Consider the following 20857-nt stretch of genomic DNA (forward strand, 5'->3'; position numbering starts at 1 on the left):
ATGAGGAGGAACAGATATGGATAAAGGTGCAATCAAGAAGTTTGCGACAAGTGCACGGAAAAAGTTAATGGAAGCTGTAGTACAAAAAGCATTTGAACTGGGAATTACGGAAGGACAGGTTAAAGAGCCCGAGGTCTATCAGGACGGTTTTTTAATCAATCAAAAGTATTATAAACAATATGAGATAAAACAGCGGGAAAAGCTGCTTCAGGAAATAGAACAAAAAGGCTATGGACAAGTGATGGAGGAAGTCGCTTATACGTGGTTTAACCGGTTTATTGCGTTGCGGTTTATGGAGGTAAATGATTACTTGCCAACGGGAGTGCGCATTTTTTCTTCTATTGAATCAGGCAAAATGGAACCGGATGCGATGACAGAAATATTGATGTTGGTGGATGACCTCGATCTTGACGAGAAGAAAGTATATGAATTACAGGATGCGAACGATGATGAAGACTTGTTTAAGTACATATTGGTGAAGCAGTGTAATAAGCTGGGTGAAATGATGCCGATGATGTTTGAGCAGATAGCAGATTATACGGAATTACTTTTACCGAATCAGCTATTAGCAGAAACGTCGGTTATTTATGATATGGTGAACGACATTGCAGAAGATGATTGGACCCAAGAAGTCGAGATTATTGGTTGGTTATACCAGTATTATATTTCCGAGAAAAAGGATGAGGTTTTTGCGGCATTGAAGAAAAACCAAAAAATCAGCAAAGAAAATATCCCGGCTGCAACGGAATTATTTACGCCGCGATGGATTGTTCAATATATGGTGGATAACTCTTTAGGTCGTTTATGGCTGGAGTCTCACCCCGATAAGACATTACAGGAACAGCTTCCATATTATTTGGAAGCGGCAGAGCAGCCTGAGCATGTTGTGCAGCAGTTGGAAGTACTAAAAGATACCAATTTAAAACCGGAATCCATCACATTTTTTGATCCGTGCATGGGGTCTGGCCATATTCTTGTCTATGCGTTTGAAGTATTTTATAAACTTTATCAATCACAAGGTTATCGCGGACAGGATATTCCTAAATTAATCCTGGAAAATAACCTGTATGGGCTGGATATCGACCCTCGTGCAGCACAACTTGCTTATTTTTCTGTGATGATGAAAGCACGTAGTTACAATCATCGTATTTTTCGTTCGCCGATTCATACCAATATTCGTGGTTTTGAAGAGAGTAATACGATTACGGAGCAGGATATGGATATATTTGTTGGGGATACGGATGTGCGCGAGGATGTTGAGGTGTTAATAAACACCTTTAAAGATGGCAAATTATTTGGATCGATTTTGGAAGTTCCGGAGATTGATTTTGAGGCATTGAAGGAACGGGTACATAATTTGCAAGAGGCTGAATTGGACGACATGTTTGCGGTGGATTTTAGAGATTATGTATTGCCGGTTGTGGAGCGGCTGATTGATCAGGGAGTGATTTTGGATAAGAAGTATGATGTGGTGGTGACGAATCCGCCGTATTTATCAAGCAAAGGAATGGATAAAAAACTACATAGTTTTATTGGTAATAAGTTTCCTTTATCAAAAATGGATTTGTTTTCAGTATTTATGGAATCAAACTTTGGAAAAGTAAAAAAGACCGGATTTAATGTTCTTGTCACTATGCAAAATTGGATGTTCTTAACAAGTTTTGAACAATTAAGACATAAACTTATTACTGAAAAAATGCTAGTTAGTCTACTCCATATGGAGAATATGGTATTGGGTATTGCATTTGGCACGTCAGTATCTGTATGGAGAAATATGCAATTAAAGAAATATAAATCAAAATTTAATTATGTCCAATATAAAGATGTTCGAGATAGTATTCCGAAATTGCACTCAACAGAAGAACAGACGGTAATTAAAGAATTTGATAGCTTTGAATATACCCCAAAAAATGTTGTCTGTTACTGGATATCTGAAAAAGCATTAGATTCTTACAGGAATTATAATGCTTTAAAACAGTATGCAGATGTAAAAAAGGGTATTAGTACATCAAATGATAATAAATTTTTAAGACTTTGGTTTGAAGTTAATAGACATTATTCATCATTAAATAGCTATGATTCAAGTAAAAGGTGGTTTCCAATAAATAAAGGCGGAAAATTTAAGCGATGGTTTGGAAACAACGAATTTGTGATTAATTGGGAAGAAAATGGATATGAATTAAAAAATTTAGAGAAGTCTGTAGTAAGAAATGAAAAATATTACTTTATGGATGGAATTACATGGACTTATGTAACTAATGGCAAACTTCATTTGAGATATTTTGAAAATGCCTGTTTTGCAGCTGTTGGACCATCGATTTTTTCTAAGTCAAGTATTTATTTATTAGGGATATTAAATTCTAAAGTAGGACAATATTTTGCCGATTTAGTGGGTGGTGAAACAATTACTTATGAAGTGGGAGAAATTGCAAGTATCCCTATAATAAATGACTATAAAAAGAAATTAGTTATTGAAAAGTTGATTTATGATAACATTTCCATCTCCAAAGCCGACTGGGACTCTTTCGAAACATCCTGGGATTTCAAAACCCACCCATTCCTAGAGTTTCAACAAGAAACAACCCAGCTTTCCGAAGCCTTCACCAACTGGCAACAGGAAGCAGAAAATCGGTTTCAAACCTTAAAAGCAAACGAAGAAGAACTCAATCGTATTTTTATCAATCTTTACGGACTTCAAGATGAACTAACACCTGATGTAGAGGAAAAAGATGTTACCGTTAATCGCGCAGATCAAGTTCGCGATGTAAAATCATTCTTTTCCTATGCAGTTGGTTTAATGTTCGGCCGTTATTCACTCGATGAAGAAGGGTTGGCATTTGCTGGCGGAGAATTCTTACTGGATAATTATCAAACCTTTCAACCAGATCAGGAAAATGTGATTCCGATTACTGATGATGTGTATTTTGAGGATGATATCGTCAATCGGTTCATAACGCTCCTAAAGACAACATTTGGAGAGGAACATCTGGAAGAAAATCTGGATTTTATTGCCGATACCTTAACGCGAAAAGCCAGTGAAACATCCAGACAGCGGATTCGCCGCTATTTCTTGAAGGAATTTTACAAAGACCATGTACAAACCTATCAGAAACGGCCAATTTACTGGCTGTTTGACAGTGGGAAGCAGGATGGATTTAAGGCCCTTGTTTACTTGCATCGTTATCAGCCAGGACTGGTGGCACGAGTTCGGACAGACTATCTGCATGCGCAACAGCGGAAATATGAAGATGAAATGGAAAGAATCGATATGATGCTGGATTCGGATATATCTAAGCAGGAACAGACGCGTCTGAAAAAGCAAAAAGAGAAATTGCAGAAGCAGCTCTTGGAGTGTCAACATTATGATCAGCTGATTGCACATATCGCCAATCAAAAAATTGATTTGGATCTGGATGACGGCGTGAAAGTCAACTATGCTAAGTTCCAAAACATTGAAATTCCACAGGGGGAAGGCAAGAAGCCGATAGAAGGGAATTTACTGGCGAAGATTTAAAAATAACAGGCAAGGTAAAATGAGCAGCTGGCGTCTTTACCTTGCCTGTATTATAGCAACTTATGTATTTCTGTGTATATAGCTATTGTCTCAAATAAAAAACACCCCAGCCCTGTAAAATGGTAGCGGGGAAAGAGTACACTCTTTATATTTTATCTTCATATTACTTTAATATACGTGTTATGTAACGTCAAGGCAGAAGTGAATCTATAGCCACTTTGAATAAAACTGCAAAATAATTTATGATATATTAATATAGGCTTGATATCTAAATCATAATGATAGGATACATCCAAACATTTAAAAAGTTCTACATAAGGTGAGGGAGCAACATGAACCTAAACGAAGTACACCGTCTATTACAAGATTCCTTTCAAAAAGAATTAACCAATGGAAGAAAGCGTCATATTGTATTTTGGTATGATGAAGAAGGCGAATTTACAGACGATATTGATGAAATCCAACTGGAGTCAGTCCGTGTTTGGAAAGTGACAGAACATAATCTATTTGCAACGAAATATGAGCTGGAGAAAAAGGACACAGACTCTCACTTCTTGCTTTATTCCAATATGTCAAAGCCAAGCCCACATGAAGATTGGCTTTACGATCAGTATAAACTTGGTCAGGAATTTGTGACGGACAAATTGACCATCATTATGCGCGAACTTGGAATTACGGATGACCGTTTGAAAGAAGCTTTCCGAAAATATAAAGCTTTCTTCAATAATAAATCCCGCTTGCAATCTTTTCGTAAATATCCGGTTACTACTTATACGGAAGAAGCCATCGATATAACCGTATTGGCTGCCCTGACTAAAAGTACAACGAATATCATGGATGATATTATCCGGACATTGATGCGCAAGAAACAGGATGGAGATGATTCAGTATGGGAAAATATTCAAAAATATGATGCCGAGCCTGCTTTTTGGCAGCTTGTTGAAAAGTATTACGGATATACACTATCTGACAAATCGTTACATTCCTTGTTGATTTCTTTAATGCTTACTTATTTGGCACAGCAAAATGATGCACTGGATTTACCGGAAAACTGGAAGCCCTACATAAGTAATAGTACAACGAATATCATCGTGTTGATGAATCAGTGGATGAATCATCGGGAAGAGCGCCAAGTATTTAACCAATTAGCAAAAGAGGCAGCGGATACGCTCCAAGCAAGTGATTATATTACAAATTGGGACGTGGACCATACGGTAAATATGGATATTTTTCCTCAATTTGACGAAAAGATGATTCAGTACTTAACGGAACAAATCTTGGAGGATTTAACATCTTATGACCGCTATCTGGATATTATTGCAACACGCAGACGACTGCATTGGTATCCAGAGTATGAAAATGAATACAAAGCATTATATCATGCCATTCAACTGCTGAGGCAGATGGAAAAATGGGATTATTTTATTCCGGAACAGTCACCAAACCAGATGATTCAAGCATACACAAATGCATATTATCGAGTTGATACGGCTTATCGAAAATTTTATGTAGCTTATGATACTATTGTGGACAAAGAACGTCTGTATGCGGTGCGTGAAAAGATAGAAAACGTTTATGAAAATCGTTTTATTGATGAGCTGGCCATGAAGTGGAACGGAAGCAAAGAGCGGACGGAACATCAGATATGGCCAATCCCTGATGTTCCACAGCAAAATGATTTTTATCAGCAATCTGTTAAAAACTATCTGGAAAACGGAGAACGTATTTTTGTTATTATTTCCGATGCATTACGATACGAAATTGCTAATGAATTGACAGATGCATTAAATAACGAACGAGGCGGAGCAGCTAAGTTATCGGCCATGCAAGGTGTGCTGCCTTCTTATACGGCGCTGGGGATGGCTTCGTTGTTGCCGCATAAGCACATGTCTTATACAAACGATGGCGACGTGATGCTGGATAGTGTTTCTTCAAAAGGAATAGCGAATCGAAATCAAATCCTTCAGAATGCATCACAGGATGCACTGGCTATGCCGTACCAGGAGATTGCCAGCATGAATCGGGCCGATTTACGGCAGGCTGTGCAAGGGAAAAAGGTAATTTATATTTACCACAATGTTATCGATGCAAGGGGAGATAATGCGGATACGGAAATGGAGGTATTTCAAGCTGCAGAGGAAGCAATGAACGATATCCGCGTGCTTGTCAATCGCTTGGTTAATACCTTGAGCGCCGCCAATATTCTAATGACGGCAGACCATGGGTTCCTCTATCAGCGGGACCGCTTGGAAAAGAGCCAAAAACTGCCGAATAAACCGGAAGATACGATCGTCACTAAACGACGTTTTTCTATTTCAGACCAAGCGTCGTCGATTGAAGGAACGTTATCTTATCCTATGAACTATCTGCTTGAGAAGGATAGTCCATTATATGTTACAGTTCCCCGAGGCATTAACCGTTTTGCTATTCAAGGAGCAGGAGCGAACTATGTGCATGGAGGTGCAATGTTGCAAGAAATGGTCATTCCTGTTATTACATTTAAAAACGACCGCCACAGGTCATCTGCAAATACCGTGACAAAGGTAGGTGTCAAACTGACTACACCGACAAGAAAAATCACCAATAATGTGATGTATCTGGAATTTTTCCAAATGGATAAAGTAGCTGAGAAGATGCTGCCGCGAAGATTAAGGGTTTATTTTGCAGACGAAACTGGCAATCGCATCTCGAATGAAAATATTATTATTGCTGACAGCTCTTCCTCTCAAGCAATGGAACGGACATCGAAAGAAAAATTTGTTTTTCAAGCCAGAGTATATGATAAACGGGATACGTATTATCTGATCGTGGAGGATGAAGAAGCGGAAAAAAATCCGGTCTATGAAACGTATGCTTTTTCGATTGATATTGCGAGTGTATAAGCTGAGATAAATATTTTGGAAATAAGATAAATAAAAGAGCCCCGGCTATACCAATATATAGTCTGGGCTCTTTGATAATGAATGAAATGTACGATTATTTTTTCCATTTAATTTTAGCAGAAAGCACCCCTCACTCACTTTTTCCTTCTCTTAATGACTTCTATCAGACTGTTCTTTTTCAAGCAAATCACGTTCTTTTACCGCTTTTTTTTACTTGCGCTCCCCAATACAATTTTCTCAAGTACATGCCTGCTAATATAAGTAATAATACAAGAAGTATTGTAATCATAATTTTCATAAGTTATGTGACATACCTAAAGAGGAAGCGAGAGAAGAATCGCTTTTGCCGATTGTTGTTTTTAAACCAAAACCACAATAGCAGAGACAATGATTATTGCAATACAGTATGCCGTATTTTTCACCTGCCTTTTATTTATTATGCTCAGCTCAATGATTGAATGGATACGGTGTTATTACCGATTTTAAACGAAGATAAATACATTTTCATTGATTGAAGCGAATCTACTTATTATAGTAACAAACTTTATTTTCCAACTAAACGATTTAATAATAATAGTCAGAAAAATCATTGACATTTGGAAATCCAAATCGTATTATAAATACAAATAAATAATTTTGTATTTCCAAATCGATTTATAAACACAAATAATAAAACGAAAGGTGATAACATGAATAGAAAAGAATTTGACAAAGCGAAAACAATGGAAATAAATTGGGAACAGCAAAAAGTAATATCTAATCCATTAAGATCAAGAATGATTGCATTGCTTTATGAACAACCAATGACACCTAAACAAACTGCTGATTTAATGGGGAAAAATCCAGGGACGATTTATTATCATATTCAACAACTTGTCAAGCACGATATTTTAGAAGTGGAAAGTACGCGAACAGAAAAAGGAATTGTTGAAAAGTTTTATAGAGCAAAAGCCATGTTATTTAAGAATCCTGACCAGATATCTCCAGAAGGGCATGTTGATGGTAGAACTTCACATATCTATTTATCCGAAAAACTGGTTGATCAATTGAATAAGGATATAGAGGCTCTTTTTTATAAATATGGGCATTTATCTTATGAAGAAAAAGATCATGAAGAGCAATCCGCTTATACAGTTAAATTTCTGATCAAAGAATTTAGCGGGGAGGAAGAGGAATGAAAAAAATAAACCCATTTATATTGGAAAGAAATTTTCTTATCCTAATTGCTGGTGTTTTTATTAATGGTCTGGGAAATGGTATTTATTCTGTTGCAGGGATGCTGCTTGTTTTAAAATTGAGCGGAAGTGTCCTCTATTCTGGATTTGCATTTTTTGCGATAACCTCTGCCGGAGCATTATCTTTTTTAATTGCTCCCTTAGCTAATTATGCAAAATATAAAAATAGTCTCGTTTACAGCAACCTGATCAAAGCGGTTATTTTGCTTACGATTCCATTATTACATTACACAATCGGGTTACATGTCTGGTATGTCATAAGCTTGCTATTTATCATTGCTTTATTCACACAGTATACGTATCCCATCGAATCAACTATACTGCCAGTTATTGTAGGGAAAGATAATGTTATAGATGCAAACTCCTATTTACAGACGATTCGTGAAGCGATGGATATTGCGTTTATTGCAGGTGCAGGTATTATCATCACGATAATCGGCACCGTTCCAGCTATTTCAATTACTGCTGGATGCCTCTTATTAGTAAGTCTTTCCTATGCATTTTTTAATTTTAAGCAGCCTGCTATTTCTGGAGAAAAATCACAGTCCGTCCGTTCTGCTGTTCATATTTATTATATAGATCTACGGGCAGGTTTTCATTATATTAGAAATTCTTTAGTTCCTAAAATGATTTTTTCCATTATTTTTGTAAATATAGCCATGATTATCATGACAACAAATTTACCTGCTTTCTCCCTTATTAAAGGAAATGGAACAGAAGCGATATATGGATTTTACCTTGCTTCCATGTCTTTAGGAATTATGACAGGTACAATGATTACACCGAAGATAAAACACTTTGATTTCGGAAAATTAATTATATTTTCATACGTTGGTACAGGAATCTTGTGGCTAGGAACCGCTATTTTACCACTCGCAGCATCCATGGTTTTATTTGGTATGGGCGCAATATCGATCGGAGTGCTGAATATCCTTGTCTTTTCATCCATACAGAAACAGGTGGAGACAACGTTTATCGGAAGAGTCATTACTTTGATAACAAGTGCAGCCTCACTGGGGATGCCTGCAGGTGCATTAATTGGCGGCGTTTTAGGGGAAACATTTGCACCGGAAATTCCTGTTATGATTTGTGGCGTTTCGATGATTATCTTCAGTATTTTTTGGCTATGCAGCTCTGTTTTACGACAACTTCCCGCTATTGATAATGTGAAGTTATTTAATCGAACGCAAGAAACACATTAACTGGATGCCATAAGCTTTGTTTTGTGATAAATGTATCGAAGGATATACAGCCTGTAACGCCCGTTGTTTAGTATAAGAATTCCGTGGTATCGCATAACTCATTTTGAAAATAATTCGTTACAAAGGATGTGGTTCGGGGATATAGTTTACAGTTCTTTAATGCATCAAATGTTAAAAACACCTCTAAAGTTAGATTCCAAACTAATATTAGTGCGTGTTCAAAAAAGTACGATAAATAGGACCAAGAAGTTCAAGGCGACGAATTTTTTACAAACGGAGCGTATGCTTTATAATACGTGAGTATTGGAAAAAATTCGTCAACGCAGAAATTCGCCGTGTCATTTTTATTGGACTTTTTGAACATCCTCTATTAGAGGTGTTTTTAATGGAAACATCATCATCGCAATTGAATTCCATGTCAAGCTTTCTAATAAGGCTTGACATTCAAGTAACATAAAGGTTTATGCTTAAACTAGAAAAACGACAGGAGGGGAGTATGTTGATGGCGATAAAGGTATTTTCTATGCAGACCGGAATACCGAAAAGCACTCTTCGCTTTTATGAAGAAAAGGGGCTTTTGAAATCAGTAAGACAAGAGAACAGTAACTATCGCATGTATGCTGAGGAGCAAGTACCGCTCGCCAAGCTAATCGCAAGCTTGCGAACAGCGGGAGCTCCGATTCATGATATTCAACTTTACTTAAAAGCGGGTGAGAAAAGCCAGAGGCAAATGAAGCAGAAGTGGATTCAAACCATAAAAGAAAATCAAAAGCAGCTGGAAATCAGTCTCCACTATTTGGAAAGTGATAGTGGTGGAGAAACGATTTATATGTTTGAAAAGCTAGCAGAGGAAGTTATTTGGTTTGAAGCAGAATCGGCTGCAGGACAATTTAAGCAGGCGTTTTATGATAGACGTATACAATTAAAGCAGAAGGGTATTCCAACGAAGAATTTGTATTTACGATATATATCCGGATCCAACAAACAGGTCAAAGCTGAAATTGGCTTTGGTGTAGACGCTAAAATAAATATGGCATTTTTTCCAGACGCTTTTTCAGAAAAAATGAGGGAAAGCTTATGTATTGGTCTTGCGCTGAAGGAGGATTTTTCAACAATTGAAACCGCTTATCGTAAATTAATGCAATATTGTTTAGTAAATAACTGGACCCCATCCGGTTCTATCTTGGAATGGTATCGGGGTGACCAGATGGAAACCGCGGATATTATGATTCCTGTCACACAAATGGGAGGGGACTATGACGAAAAGAAAAAAGCTGCAGGTGGAAGTTGTTCTATTAAAAGGAAATGCATATGACATTGGATTAAAGCAGGGCTCTGTATTAAAATTAGATCCAAAATGGAAGGAGCAAGCAGCCTTACAGACAAACGAAAATATAATAGAAGCAAAAAAATATATTAAGCGTTTGTCCGTAACGCTTTGGGATGAGATAGAGGGGCTGGCTGCAGGAATGGATATTCATATAAACACAGCAATCCAGCTGTTTAGCGGTTATGATATGCGATTGCCTTTCATGGGCTGTACGACCATGGCCAATGATTCATATTATGTAAGAAATTATGATTTTAATGATGTATGTTATGATGCCAGACTTGTGCTGTCTAAACCGGATACAGGGTATGCAAGTATCGGATTCAGCCAGCAAGTTACTGGCAGGTTGGACGGTATGAATGAGAAGGGGCTTGTTATCGGCTTGCATATGGTAAATGAAAAGAGCAGTCAAACTGGTTTTTTAGCAACAACGATTTGCCGGCTGGTTTTGGAACAATGCGCTGACACAAAGGAAGCCATTTCCTTGATTCAAAAAATTCCGCATCAATATAGTGTAAACTTTTCTATTATGGATAAAGCAGGAAATAATGCTGTGGTGGAGGTATCGCCGGAAGAACAAGTTGTTTATCAGAGTAGACGGATTATTTGTACAAATCATTTTGAATCAGAGCATCTCCATCAAAAGAACAGAGCATCTATTCAAATGTCATTGCGTCGAAAAGAATATTTGAAAACATTGGAAAGAAGCAAGTTAACGCCAAAGTCTATGTATCATATTTTTAACAATGAAACATCGCCATTGTTTTTTACGGATTACAAGGCCTATTTCGGGACTTTGCATACCGTTGTATATTGTCCAGAGGACTTGAGTGTGTTAGCTGGAATTGGCGGGAATAGTAACCCTTATGTAATTTTATTTCAAGAGTGGTTAGTGGGTAAAGTAAGATTACCTTATATGCTAGAAGGAAAAATAGAAAGTGAATGATTATCCAGATTCAGCTTTTATGAAGTCAAAGAAGAAATGTATTTTAAAATTCTAGAGAAGGAAGAATGTTATAGCCAGGAGGAGTAGCTTTATAAAATACTATTATATAGTAAAACTCCTTTTGGAGGAAAATATAATCACTGAATAAAATTTCACTTTATATCACTTGTGAGAGGGTGATTTACATGATAGTAGCAAAGATTATGATTGGATTATTTATTGTGACAGGCATTTTTCTAATCAATGGAAAAGGTTCCTTTCTGATTTCGGGCTATAATATGTTGCCTAAAGAAGACAAGGAGCAGTATGATACCGTTGCTCTCTGTAAATTCATGGGGAAAATGATGTTTGCCATATCTCTTTCAGTGCTGCTTTGGGTACTGAGTGATATATATGGAAGAGATTGGCTATTCGTTTTAGGAATGGTATTATTTGTTGCAATCGTTATATTTATGCTCGTATATATGAATACAGGGAACCGATTTAAAAAGTAGAATTCTTTCTATACTAAAAAATTTACAAATATGGGATAAAATAGCCTTATTGAAAGATAACAGTTTTATTAGACCATTAGTATTATTATATGGGTGATACTGGCATTCACCTAATGATTACTATCAACAGCTATATACTCAGAAGAAAGAGGGGAAACGAATTTTTATTAGAAGGAAATTGTTTCTTCTCTTTTTTATTGGTAAAAACTATGATTATTAACACTTAAAAAATTACTTTTCTAAAAAGGAAAAAACATTTTTTCTGATTTCAGCATTTTGAACGGATTTTTCCTTGAAGAAATAGTTGTTTTGTTTATACTTGAATATAAATGGATAACGGATGATAAAAATACTAGATAAGTGAGGATATGTAATGATTGCAAAGACAGAAGCGGATTTTAATGGATTAAAAGAAATTGGTAAAATTTGTGGAGCGATTCGAAATGAATTAGTCCAACGTACTAAACCCGGAATAACGACGAAAGAACTGGATGAAATTGCAGGGGAGATGTTTGAAAAAGCAGACGCTCAATCTGCGCCAAAAGGAGAATATGATTTTCCTGGGTATACATGTATCAGCATAAATGAAGAAGTAGCACATGGAATTCCGGGGAAGCGGGCGATTCAAGAAGGAGACCTTGTTAATATTGATGTTTCAGGCTCAAAAAATGGTTATTTCGCAGATACTGGAATTTCGTTTGTAGTCGGAGAGGGAGAGGAGATTGTACAGAAAGTATGTGACGTCGTGAAAGAAGCATTCGACGCTGGACTGGATAAAGCAAAAACTGGCTCGAAAAAGAGTGCACTTGGAAAAGCGGTACATCATGTTGCTAAACAGCATGGTTTAACAGTTATCAAAAATCTCACTGGACATGGCATTGGACGTTCCATTCATGAAGAACCTGATCATATTTTCAATTACTACTCGCGCTGGGATGATGAAATTTTAAAGGATGATATGGTGATTGCCTTTGAACCGTTTATCTCGACGTCGGAAGAAGAAGTTTACCAATCTGATGACGGTTGGACTTTTCTAACGGATGAAAGTTTTGTGGCCCAATATGAGCATACCATTATTTTGACGAAGGAAGGGCCGGTTATTACGACATTGTAATCATAAATACTGCGAAAGAGGCGTACTGGTTTAATTGAATAAAAGTACGCTTTTTCATTTAGGTAGATATTATAATTAATTTCATCGCAGAAATGAAGCAGAATATATAGATCGAACAGGAAAACCGGGAAGGGGTAGGAATTATTATCTTTTGATAGTATAATGAAAGTGGTAGATAAGTATTTGTACAGGAAGTGTATATAATGAAGAACACAGAATTTAGAACAGAACAAGACGCTTTAGGTCAAAAAACAATTCCGCAGGATGCCTATTATGGCGTTCAAACGGTACGTGCTCTTGAGAACTTTCCTATCACGGAAATTCCCGTTCACAAAGAGCTGATACTCGCACTTGCCGAGGTGAAAAAAGCAGCGGCGCTAGCCAATATGTATACAGGGATGTTGCCAGAGACAATTGGTCAAGCAATTGTAAGCGCTGCCGAAGAAGTGGTCGACGGAAAACTATTGGATCAGTTCGTCGTCGATTCGATTCAGGGAGGAGCAGGAACCTCCATTAATATGAATATGAACGAGGTTTTGGCCAATCGTGCGTTGGAAATATTGGGAAAAGAAAAAGGGGATTATAATTTCTGTTCGCCTAATACGCATGTCAACATGTCCCAGTCCACGAATGATACGATTCCAACAGCTTTAAAAATAGCTTCCTATCGCATGTCTCAGGAGCTAATTTCAACCTTGCAAAGTTTGGAAAAGGAACTGGTGAAGAAAGAAGCAGAATTTCAGAATGTGTTGAAAATGGGTCGAACCCACCTCCAAGATGCTGTACCTATCCAGTTAAGCCAGGAATTCAGCGCTTATTCGGAAGTAGTCGGCCGGGATATAAATCGAATTACGCAAGCAGCAGAGGCCATGCTGACGGTCAATATTGGTGCAACAGCTGTCGGGACGGGTCTTAATGCCAAACCTGAGTACATGGAAAAAGCAGTAACACAATTATCCAGACAACTCGGTGTAAAGCTCCATTCAGCGAAAAATTTAGTGGACGGCACACAGAATACAGACGCTTATACAGCACTTTCAGCATCATTGAAAGTGTTGGCAATGAATATGTCCAAAATTTGTAATGATTTGCGCTTGATGGCATCTGGACCAATGACAGGTCTTCAGGAAATCAGTCTCCCTGCAAAACAGCCGGGCTCTTCTATAATGCCTGGAAAAGTAAATCCAGTTATGATTGAAGTGGTGAATCAGACTGCTTTTCAAGTTGCGGGCAATGATCAGTCGATTTGTATGGCATCTGAAGCCGGTCAATTTGAGTTGAACGTGATGGGACCTGTTATTACCTTTAACTTACTGCAGTCTCTGCAAATAATGAATAATGGCTTAGATGTATTTACACGCTATGCAGTGAGTGATATAGAAGCAAATGTAGAAAGATGTCGTGAGTATGTGGAAGAAAGCTATGGCATCATCACCGCATTGAATCCTCATTTAGGATATGAAACAGCTGCCAAGGTAGTTAAGCAGGCAATTGAAACCGGGCTGACTATCAAAGAAATCTGCAAAGCACATGACCTTCTGACAGAGCAGGAACTGGATACGATTCTGGATCCAAAAGAGATGACGACACCAGGTATTGCTGGGAGCGAGTTTCTGGTCAAAAAATAAACATTAAAAAAGGTAACTGACTTCTCGTATATCAGAGAATGCAGTTACCTTTTTGTTGTAATATACTTTTGAAAGAAATCTCTTTTCAAGTAACTGGAAGGATAGCAATTGAAATGCAATTAAATGTCTTTTGATTTTTAATCACTTATAGAATAGAGGGAATAATGTAATATTTTGAATAGGAATAGAGTAAGGAAAATATTTGACAAATAGCTATAGAGTTAAAATATATAATGAATCTTGGGCAGGAGGAGAGGCTGGATGAAAATATGCAAAGCAAATTCGAATCACGTGGAGGGGATAGCAAAAGTTTGTATAGAAAGCAATTGGTCAACGTACCGTGATATTTACTCTAAATTGTATATGGAAAAAGTGATAAGAGATTTTTATAATCCTCAAAGGATATTAAACGAAGTTACACATTCATCCAAGGAGTGGGGAGGATACTTTGTTGCTCTGGAAGATGATGAGGTAGTAGGTGCCGGCGGGGGTGGAATGATTCATGGTACTACGAGTGAGATATTTGTACTGTATCTAAATCCTGACAGAAGAAATGAAGGAATCGGTACGCAGCTGCTTCAAGCAATTACTCATCAACAAAAGGAATTTGGGGCGATAGAACAATGGGTTTCCGTTCAAAAGGGAAATCGAAAAGGAATTCCTTTTTATGAAGCAAAAGGTTTCCAATTTCAGCATGAGCAAAAAGCATATCACGATATAACAGAGAACAATTATATTTCTTTGAGATATAAACGTCATATATGAATGAAAACCTTCCTTTTTTCAACACAATACTAATAATAAGGAAAATATCAAAGGAGTCTTATTACGATCAATGACTTTATGATTAAAGCTTAAAATATGGAAATGTGTGGTACACTTAGGTTATTAAAATTTACGTTATAAACATTACTGCTTGGTTAAATCACGGAGGCAGTCATGTTAAAAAGAGAAATGTAATTTGAGTTGCGGAAGGGGGATAAAAAAATGCTATATAAGTTTACTATGATGACGCAAGAGCAGGCTGAAGATATTGCTTTTAACTGGCATTATGATGGAGATTATTCTTTTTATGATATGAAAGCTGACAAAGAAGATTTAGATGAATTTTTAGATTCTGAACAACGAGGTGACTCAACGTTTGCTGTAACAAAAGAAAATGAGTTGGTTGCTTTCATTAGTATTAATGAGGTTGCTGATAGGATGTTTGAAATTGGCTTAGGTATGAGACCAAATTTAACTGGAAAAGGGAGCGGTTTGGAATTTGTAAAGGAGGCTTTGAATTTTGTTGAATTAAAGCACAAGCCTAAAAAAATAATATTATCAGTAGCGACGTTCAATCAAAGAGCAATAAAAGTTTATAGAAAAGTTGGCTTTACAGATGCTGAAACGTTTATGCAAAATACAAATGGAAGCACCCTCGAATTCTTAAAAATGGTATATGAATGCTGAATTTGTCTTTTCCGCTAATGCGTGCATATATACAGTGTTTTTTGACCGGGTGCAACGTAACGAAAGAAAAAACTGCCTCAGCCTTTCCAGATAAACCTTAATCATCGAGGCATTAAGCCAAGTCCTTAAACATTTATTTTACGTTTACATATTCCTGATGAACACAACTTTTATCATAATCCTTCCTTCCAAAACTTACTATCCTTTTTGCTTTTTCGGAAAAAGTGTATAGCTGAAACTTATTATAAAATCGATGAAGATAACGAGAGACCAGAGCAACGTGATATGCATCAATGATTCCGTCTGAGCATCATTGTTAATATAAAGAGTGATGCTTACTAATATCCCGCCGCCAATGAATAAGGAGAGCAAATGCCGGTACCATCCTTCACGCTCTTTCCTGGCATGCGCTTTTCCGTACTTTATTTTTATCGGCTTCTCACCGTTTCCAAACTGATAATTAAAATGTCCGTCCGCCCATCGAATCATCCGATGGCCAAAAGCAATGCTTACACCAATATAAACTGCAGCTATTCCATGTACAGTAGTAGCAACAGCACCGTTTTTTAAATCAATCACCGTTACAATAAGCAATAGAAGATCTACAATAGGTGTACAAATCAACAGAAAGGCTCCCAATTTCTTCTTTTTCCATATATATCTGGAGCCTAATCCAGCTAAAACAAACATCCAAAATCCAACTTCACAAGCTATAATTAACCAACCAATCAAATGAAGCACATCCTTTGTATTTATTTAGTACAACTGTATTAAATTAAATAATAGCACGATTGTTTATTTAATACAAGTGTGCTAAAATAAAAACATGCCAAAACAAGTGGATCATCAAAAACGTAAAATCCAAATTGCAGAAACGACATGGAAAGTCATCGTGGAAGAGGGGATTGAACAAGCAACCGTAAGAAGAATTGCGCAGTCTTCCGGCCTCTCGGTTGGTGCGGTAAGATATTATTTTGCATCACAGTCAGAATTACTGCACTTTTCTATGGAACTCGTAGCAGATCGCGTTATGCAAAGAGCGAAGGCAAGGACGTATTCAAAAGATCAGGATCCCTTGCATTTTGTAACGGAGGGGGTAAGTGAAGTTTTGCCTATCGATGAAGAACGGAAAATCGAAATGGAGGTGTGGCTCGCTTTTTCCGCAAAGGTCCTGGTCGATAAAACACTTCAAGAATTGAGTAATAAAGTTTATAACGATATGCACGAAGGATTAAAAAATGTCATTCGTGCCATACAGTTATTAGAAATTGCTAAAGAAGGGCTAGACTTGGAACTGGAAGTTAACAGGCTTCATGCAATTGTTGATGGAATGGCAATGCATCATTTATTAAATCCGGAGCAGTTTACACAGGAACAAATGATGGAGACGCTGAAGTATCATCTGTATTCTCTTTTGCGTTGATGTAAATACCTTAGGAGATATTTGTAATGAGTGTATGAGTGAGGATAATGATACTTCCATTTATTATGGTCTGTATTCCAATGCTGTTTTCATCTGTACGAAAACTTAAGTAGAAATTTAACCTTTGGACATGAGACAGGGTAGTCAGTCAAGCATCTTAATTTATAAGGTTCTTGGCTGTTTTTTTTAGGAAAATATTTCGTTAATGACTTGTGATATTTCCCGGGAAAGCGCAAATTCTGACATTTGTGTTGAAAAAAGGGGGAAAATAGCGAATGTTGCTGGAGGCATCAGGAAAAGCAGATAGACAAAGAAATTTCAAGCAAGAGCGGATAAAGCATATGGATAAGGTAAAATGTAATTGGATGCTAAACAAACCTTAAAGACAGCCGGTATTCAAAGATATAATAAATAATTGCGGGGAAAACAAAAACAAGCACAACACTGGCTTATTTTAGTATTTCAAAAATCAAATTAAAGGTCTGTTCAAATAAGAAGGAGTACATAAAAGCCCCTTAATCACACATAAAGGGACTTATAAGTATTACGCTTTAGCATCATTGATAAACAATTCATCAACAGTTGTACCCAATAGGGAAGCTAAATTAAAAGCTAGTTGTAACGTTGGGTCATATTTATTATTCTCAATCGCATTTACCGTTTGTCTGGATACTTTACATCTTTTTGCAATTTCTTCTTGCGATAATTTTGAGGCTTTTCTGAGTTCGCGAATTCTGTTCTTCATTCAACCACCGTATCTTTTCTTTGTGAATAATAAAGTAGTTAAATAAATAACTGAAATCACAACAAGAAGAATTAGTGGGTCAATGCCTGCAAAACTATTATCTGTCCAATAAGTTACATAAATTGATTCGCCAATACTTATCAACAGATAAAAGATGATAACAGCAAATGTGTAAGATTGAGCTTTCATTTTGATGAGGTTTTTTCTTTCATCTCCTAATTGCGGCAACGTAATAAACATAATAACTATTAGTAGCAGACTGACTGCTAAAATAGAAAAAAACAAAATAAAGCTCTGCATACTTTTTTAATTGTTTTTCACTAACAAACTCATCATTCCCTTTAATCATTGCACACGCAGCTCCTAATTTTTAATTCCATGATATTATTAGGAAAGAATACGTTTTCTATATAAAAGAAGAAAGTTATCTAAAAAGTGAAGGTTTTAAGAAAAAATAACAACTTAAAATAGGTATCTAGAATTTTAAATATAAATAATAGAATAAAAAAGAGGTGTGATGAGTAATATTTCAACCAATAGAGATAGAACATTTTCTGAAGAAGATACAGGGAAATTTAATAGAGCATGAAAGAGAAAGAATTAGTCACATGAGCAAGATATGGAGGATATAAATAATGAATCAAACAGCAGAAGCATACTGGAATGCATATTGGAAGAATCAATCGAAGCCTGAATCAGTTAGTGCATGGCAATTCGGGGCTGATCCTGATACGCTTGCAAAGCTAGTGATAGATGGTATTAAAACAGCAACCTGTTCAGGGCATATATTTTATGAACTGGAGAATGAACCGCTTCCAACAACGGGAAATTATAATATTATATTAAATAGTGAAGATAAGCCTGTAGCAATCACGAAGACAGTAGAGGTTACGATCACTCCAATGAATGAGGTCGGTGAAGCATTTGCTATTGCAGAAGGGGAAGGGGATAGGACTTACCAATATTGGTGGGAAGTCCATGAAGAGTTCTTTAGAAATGAATTGCATGCAATTGGACGGGAATTTACGGAAGATATGCTTCTTGTTTGTGAGCGTTTTGAAGTAATTCATGCAAAAAGTGAATAGGGATTTATTTCTTTAAAAGGGTCTATTAAGTCATTACGATTGGACAATTAAAAATGTGAAAGTTCGAAGAGAAACTACGACTTGATTTTTTAGGATATATTGCTAATAGAGTGACATATTATTTCAGATGTTCAATAATATAAAATTATCCATAAAACCCGCCGTGCATTCTAAAGAATTATATAAAAATCCTCCCCTAAAGTGTCTGCTTCAGGGGAGGATATCAGAATTTCGAGACTAGGATCTCCATAACTGTTCAATGTTTAAGTGTCCATTTGAAGGTGGCATTTCCTCTTACTCGGTTAAAATTTTATTCAACCCACTCATCTACCATATCGCGGTTCTCTTCAATCCAATCACTTGCAGCATCTTCTGGATCTTTACCGTCTTCGATTTCTAACATGATAGCTTCCATATCGTCAATATCCCATTCAAAGTTACTTAAAATTTCATAAGCTTCCGGCATATCGTCTTCTAACCCTTTACGGGCCATTTTATTGATACTCTCCGCATCACCCATTGTGCCTTCTGGGTCCTCTAAATATTTCAAATCATAACGTTGAAATATCCAATAAGGATTCCAACCTGTAATGACGATTTCTTCATTTGCATTAATGGCACGCTCTAATTGTGCATTCATCGCACCTGTTGAAGATACGACCTGCTCCCAGCCATCAAGGTTTGGATAAGCTTCCAATGTTTCATCCGTCGCAGTTACAATTCCAGCGCCTGGTTCAATGCCGATAATTTCCTGATTTGCTTGATCATCTAAATCTTCAATGGAATCTACGTCCATATATGACGGGACAACTAATCCTAACTTTGCTTGTCCATCAATTTGAGGACCTAAATCATCAAGGTCATCTTTAAATTCTTCGTATTGTGCCTGATGGGTAATTGGTATCCAAGCACTTGTCATTGCATCAGCTTGTCCATTAGCGACAGACTCCCAAACAACCGGGATATCTAATGAGCTCATATTAACATTGTACCCTTGTTCTTCTAAAACTTGTGAGATGACATTCGTAGCAACAATTTGGTCATCTTGTTGCGCATAAGCAAGCGTAATCGTTCCTGCATTTGATTCATTTGAAGAAGAAAACACGCTCATTACAACAAAAAATATAACAATTAATAAAATAATTATGGTAACAATTATTTTTTTCTTCTTTGAAGTCTTTTTTGTTTTTGTACGATTCATTGCTTGTGTAAAGCGATCTATAATAATCGCAAGAATGACGATGCCTATACCATAAACAAAACCATTCCCAACTTCGGAACGTTGTACAGCTGCTAAAACACCCTGACCTAATCCAGGCGTTCCAATCATAGAAGCAATAACAACCATGGATAATGTCAGCATAATCGTTTGATTGATACCAGCAAAAATATTTTCTTTGGCCATCGGTAAATCAAGCTTGACTAATCTTTGCCAAGCAGTCCCTCCGAAAGAATTGGAGGTTTCTACTAGTTCAGTAGAGATGGAACGGATTCCTAGATTTGTCATCCGGACAGTAGGAGGTAAAGAGAAAATCACAGAAGCAAATACTCCTGGTACCATCCCAATACCAAAGAAAGCAACTGCTGGAATTAAGTAAACAAAACCAGGCATTGTTTGCATGAAATCTAAAATTGGTTTAATAATATTTTGGATGGTTTCACTTTTGGACATTAATATTCCTAGTGCAGAACGGCTGAATTCACTCTCCCTTCCATGTTATTCTTGACTTGTAAAAAATAACCAAGGGGATGAATGGAAATGGTTAAGCAAGCTGTCGAGATAAAACTAAGTGAAAAACAACATAAA

General features: G+C 36.7%; 16 protein-coding genes. 13 read left to right on the top strand and 3 right to left on the bottom strand.

Translation table 11 applies throughout. The annotated features are described in order from the left end of the window. Positions 1 to 16 precede the first annotated feature (16 nt). The 11 genes from pglX (at position 17) to ACFQ19_RS18590 (ending at position 15797) form a co-directional block, all read left to right on the top strand. Positions 17 to 3514: a BREX-1 system adenine-specific DNA-methyltransferase PglX gene (pglX, locus tag ACFQ19_RS18540; RefSeq protein WP_379594173.1), complete on the top strand. Its 3498-nt coding sequence runs from the start codon at positions 17 to 19 to the stop codon at positions 3512 to 3514. Between the two features lie 332 nt (positions 3515 to 3846). After that, entirely contained in the window at positions 3847 to 6396 is a 2550-nt protein-coding gene (gene pglZ / locus ACFQ19_RS18545; RefSeq protein WP_379594174.1) for a BREX-1 system phosphatase PglZ type A, read from the top strand. 689 nt (positions 6397 to 7085) lie between these two features. Beyond that, positions 7086 to 7574, top strand: a complete 489-nt coding sequence (locus ACFQ19_RS18550; RefSeq protein ID WP_379594175.1) for an ArsR/SmtB family transcription factor — start codon at positions 7086 to 7088, stop codon at positions 7572 to 7574. Further along, the gene (locus tag ACFQ19_RS18555; RefSeq protein ID WP_379594176.1) at positions 7571 to 8833 is read left to right on the top strand and encodes an MFS transporter; all 1263 of its coding nucleotides are present in this window, start codon (positions 7571 to 7573) and stop codon (positions 8831 to 8833) included. Before ACFQ19_RS18550 ends, ACFQ19_RS18555 begins: the two co-directional genes overlap by 4 nt. A 502-nt stretch (positions 8834 to 9335) precedes the next feature. Further along, on the top strand, positions 9336 to 10148 hold the full coding sequence (locus tag ACFQ19_RS18560) for a helix-turn-helix domain-containing protein (protein ID WP_379594177.1): 813 nt from the start codon (positions 9336 to 9338) through the stop codon (positions 10146 to 10148). Then, positions 10090 to 11109 (top strand): C45 family autoproteolytic acyltransferase/hydolase, encoded by a 1020-nt coding sequence (locus ACFQ19_RS18565; RefSeq protein WP_379594178.1) that lies wholly within the window; start codon positions 10090 to 10092, stop codon positions 11107 to 11109. The genes ACFQ19_RS18560 and ACFQ19_RS18565 overlap by 59 nt, the downstream gene beginning before the upstream one ends. A 185-nt stretch (positions 11110 to 11294) precedes the next feature. Further along, on the top strand, positions 11295 to 11603 hold the full coding sequence (locus ACFQ19_RS18570) for a DUF3784 domain-containing protein (RefSeq protein ID WP_379594179.1): 309 nt from the start codon (positions 11295 to 11297) through the stop codon (positions 11601 to 11603). Positions 11604 to 11976: 373 nt separating this feature from the next. Continuing rightward, complete coding sequence (map, locus tag ACFQ19_RS18575; RefSeq protein WP_379594180.1) at positions 11977 to 12717, top strand: type I methionyl aminopeptidase; 741 nt, start codon at positions 11977 to 11979, stop codon at positions 12715 to 12717. A 203-nt stretch (positions 12718 to 12920) separates the two neighbouring features. Continuing rightward, positions 12921 to 14345 (top strand): aspartate ammonia-lyase, encoded by a 1425-nt coding sequence (locus tag ACFQ19_RS18580; RefSeq protein ID WP_379594181.1) that lies wholly within the window; start codon positions 12921 to 12923, stop codon positions 14343 to 14345. A gap of 261 nt (positions 14346 to 14606) precedes the next feature. Further along, complete coding sequence (locus ACFQ19_RS18585) at positions 14607 to 15110, top strand: GNAT family N-acetyltransferase (RefSeq protein WP_379594182.1); 504 nt, start codon at positions 14607 to 14609, stop codon at positions 15108 to 15110. A gap of 222 nt (positions 15111 to 15332) precedes the next feature. Continuing rightward, entirely contained in the window at positions 15333 to 15797 is a 465-nt protein-coding gene (locus tag ACFQ19_RS18590; RefSeq protein WP_379594183.1) for a GNAT family N-acetyltransferase, read from the top strand. A gap of 198 nt (positions 15798 to 15995) precedes the next feature. Here the strand turns inward: ACFQ19_RS18590 and ACFQ19_RS18595 are convergent, their stop codons facing one another. After that, a complete protein-coding gene (locus ACFQ19_RS18595; RefSeq protein ID WP_379594184.1) occupies positions 15996 to 16529 on the bottom strand; it encodes a hypothetical protein in 534 nt (177 codons plus the stop codon). Positions 16530 to 16623: 94 nt separating this feature from the next. Here ACFQ19_RS18595 and ACFQ19_RS18600 point away from each other — a divergent pair, with 94 nt between their 5' ends. Beyond that, positions 16624 to 17220, top strand: coding sequence for a TetR/AcrR family transcriptional regulator (locus ACFQ19_RS18600; protein WP_379594185.1), 597 nt, complete (start codon positions 16624 to 16626; stop codon positions 17218 to 17220). Between the two features lie 544 nt (positions 17221 to 17764). On the opposite strand, the gene ACFQ19_RS18605 is transcribed toward ACFQ19_RS18600, so the two are convergent. After that, positions 17765 to 17965, bottom strand: a complete 201-nt coding sequence (locus ACFQ19_RS18605) for a helix-turn-helix transcriptional regulator (RefSeq protein ID WP_379594186.1) — start codon at positions 17963 to 17965, stop codon at positions 17765 to 17767. A gap of 635 nt (positions 17966 to 18600) precedes the next feature. Between ACFQ19_RS18605 and ACFQ19_RS18610 the strand changes: the two genes are divergently transcribed. Beyond that, positions 18601 to 19050: an ASCH domain-containing protein gene (locus ACFQ19_RS18610; RefSeq protein ID WP_379594187.1), complete on the top strand. Its 450-nt coding sequence runs from the start codon at positions 18601 to 18603 to the stop codon at positions 19048 to 19050. Positions 19051 to 19360: 310 nt separating this feature from the next. Here the strand turns inward: ACFQ19_RS18610 and ACFQ19_RS18615 are convergent, their stop codons facing one another. Beyond that, positions 19361 to 20722: an ABC transporter permease/substrate binding protein gene (locus ACFQ19_RS18615; protein ID WP_379594188.1), complete on the bottom strand. Its 1362-nt coding sequence runs from the start codon at positions 20720 to 20722 to the stop codon at positions 19361 to 19363. Positions 20723 to 20857: the final 135 nt, after the last annotated feature.

This window comes from Oceanobacillus locisalsi (genome assembly GCF_042675985.1).
Taxonomy (GTDB): domain Bacteria; phylum Bacillota; class Bacilli; order Bacillales; family Amphibacillaceae; genus Oceanobacillus; species Oceanobacillus locisalsi.

Coding starts and splice junctions, on each gene's coding strand:
- ACFQ19_RS18580 (WP_379594181.1), top strand. CDS start 12,921: ATGAAGAACACAGAATTTAGAACAGAACAAGACGCTTTAGGTCAAAAA.
- map (WP_379594180.1), top strand. CDS start 11,977: ATGATTGCAAAGACAGAAGCGGATTTTAATGGATTAAAAGAAATTGGT.
- ACFQ19_RS18570 (WP_379594179.1), top strand. CDS start 11,295: ATGATAGTAGCAAAGATTATGATTGGATTATTTATTGTGACAGGCATT.
- pglZ (WP_379594174.1), top strand. CDS start 3,847: ATGAACCTAAACGAAGTACACCGTCTATTACAAGATTCCTTTCAAAAA.
- ACFQ19_RS18585 (WP_379594182.1), top strand. CDS start 14,607: ATGAAAATATGCAAAGCAAATTCGAATCACGTGGAGGGGATAGCAAAA.
- ACFQ19_RS18600 (WP_379594185.1), top strand. CDS start 16,624: ATGCCAAAACAAGTGGATCATCAAAAACGTAAAATCCAAATTGCAGAA.
- ACFQ19_RS18565 (WP_379594178.1), top strand. CDS start 10,090: ATGACGAAAAGAAAAAAGCTGCAGGTGGAAGTTGTTCTATTAAAAGGA.
- ACFQ19_RS18615 (WP_379594188.1), bottom strand. CDS start 20,722: ATGTCCAAAAGTGAAACCATCCAAAATATTATTAAACCAATTTTAGAT.
- ACFQ19_RS18550 (WP_379594175.1), top strand. CDS start 7,086: ATGAATAGAAAAGAATTTGACAAAGCGAAAACAATGGAAATAAATTGG.
- ACFQ19_RS18555 (WP_379594176.1), top strand. CDS start 7,571: ATGAAAAAAATAAACCCATTTATATTGGAAAGAAATTTTCTTATCCTA.
- ACFQ19_RS18610 (WP_379594187.1), top strand. CDS start 18,601: ATGAATCAAACAGCAGAAGCATACTGGAATGCATATTGGAAGAATCAA.
- ACFQ19_RS18590 (WP_379594183.1), top strand. CDS start 15,333: ATGCTATATAAGTTTACTATGATGACGCAAGAGCAGGCTGAAGATATT.
- ACFQ19_RS18560 (WP_379594177.1), top strand. CDS start 9,336: ATGGCGATAAAGGTATTTTCTATGCAGACCGGAATACCGAAAAGCACT.
- ACFQ19_RS18605 (WP_379594186.1), bottom strand. CDS start 17,965: ATGAAGAACAGAATTCGCGAACTCAGAAAAGCCTCAAAATTATCGCAA.
- pglX (WP_379594173.1), top strand. CDS start 17: ATGGATAAAGGTGCAATCAAGAAGTTTGCGACAAGTGCACGGAAAAAG.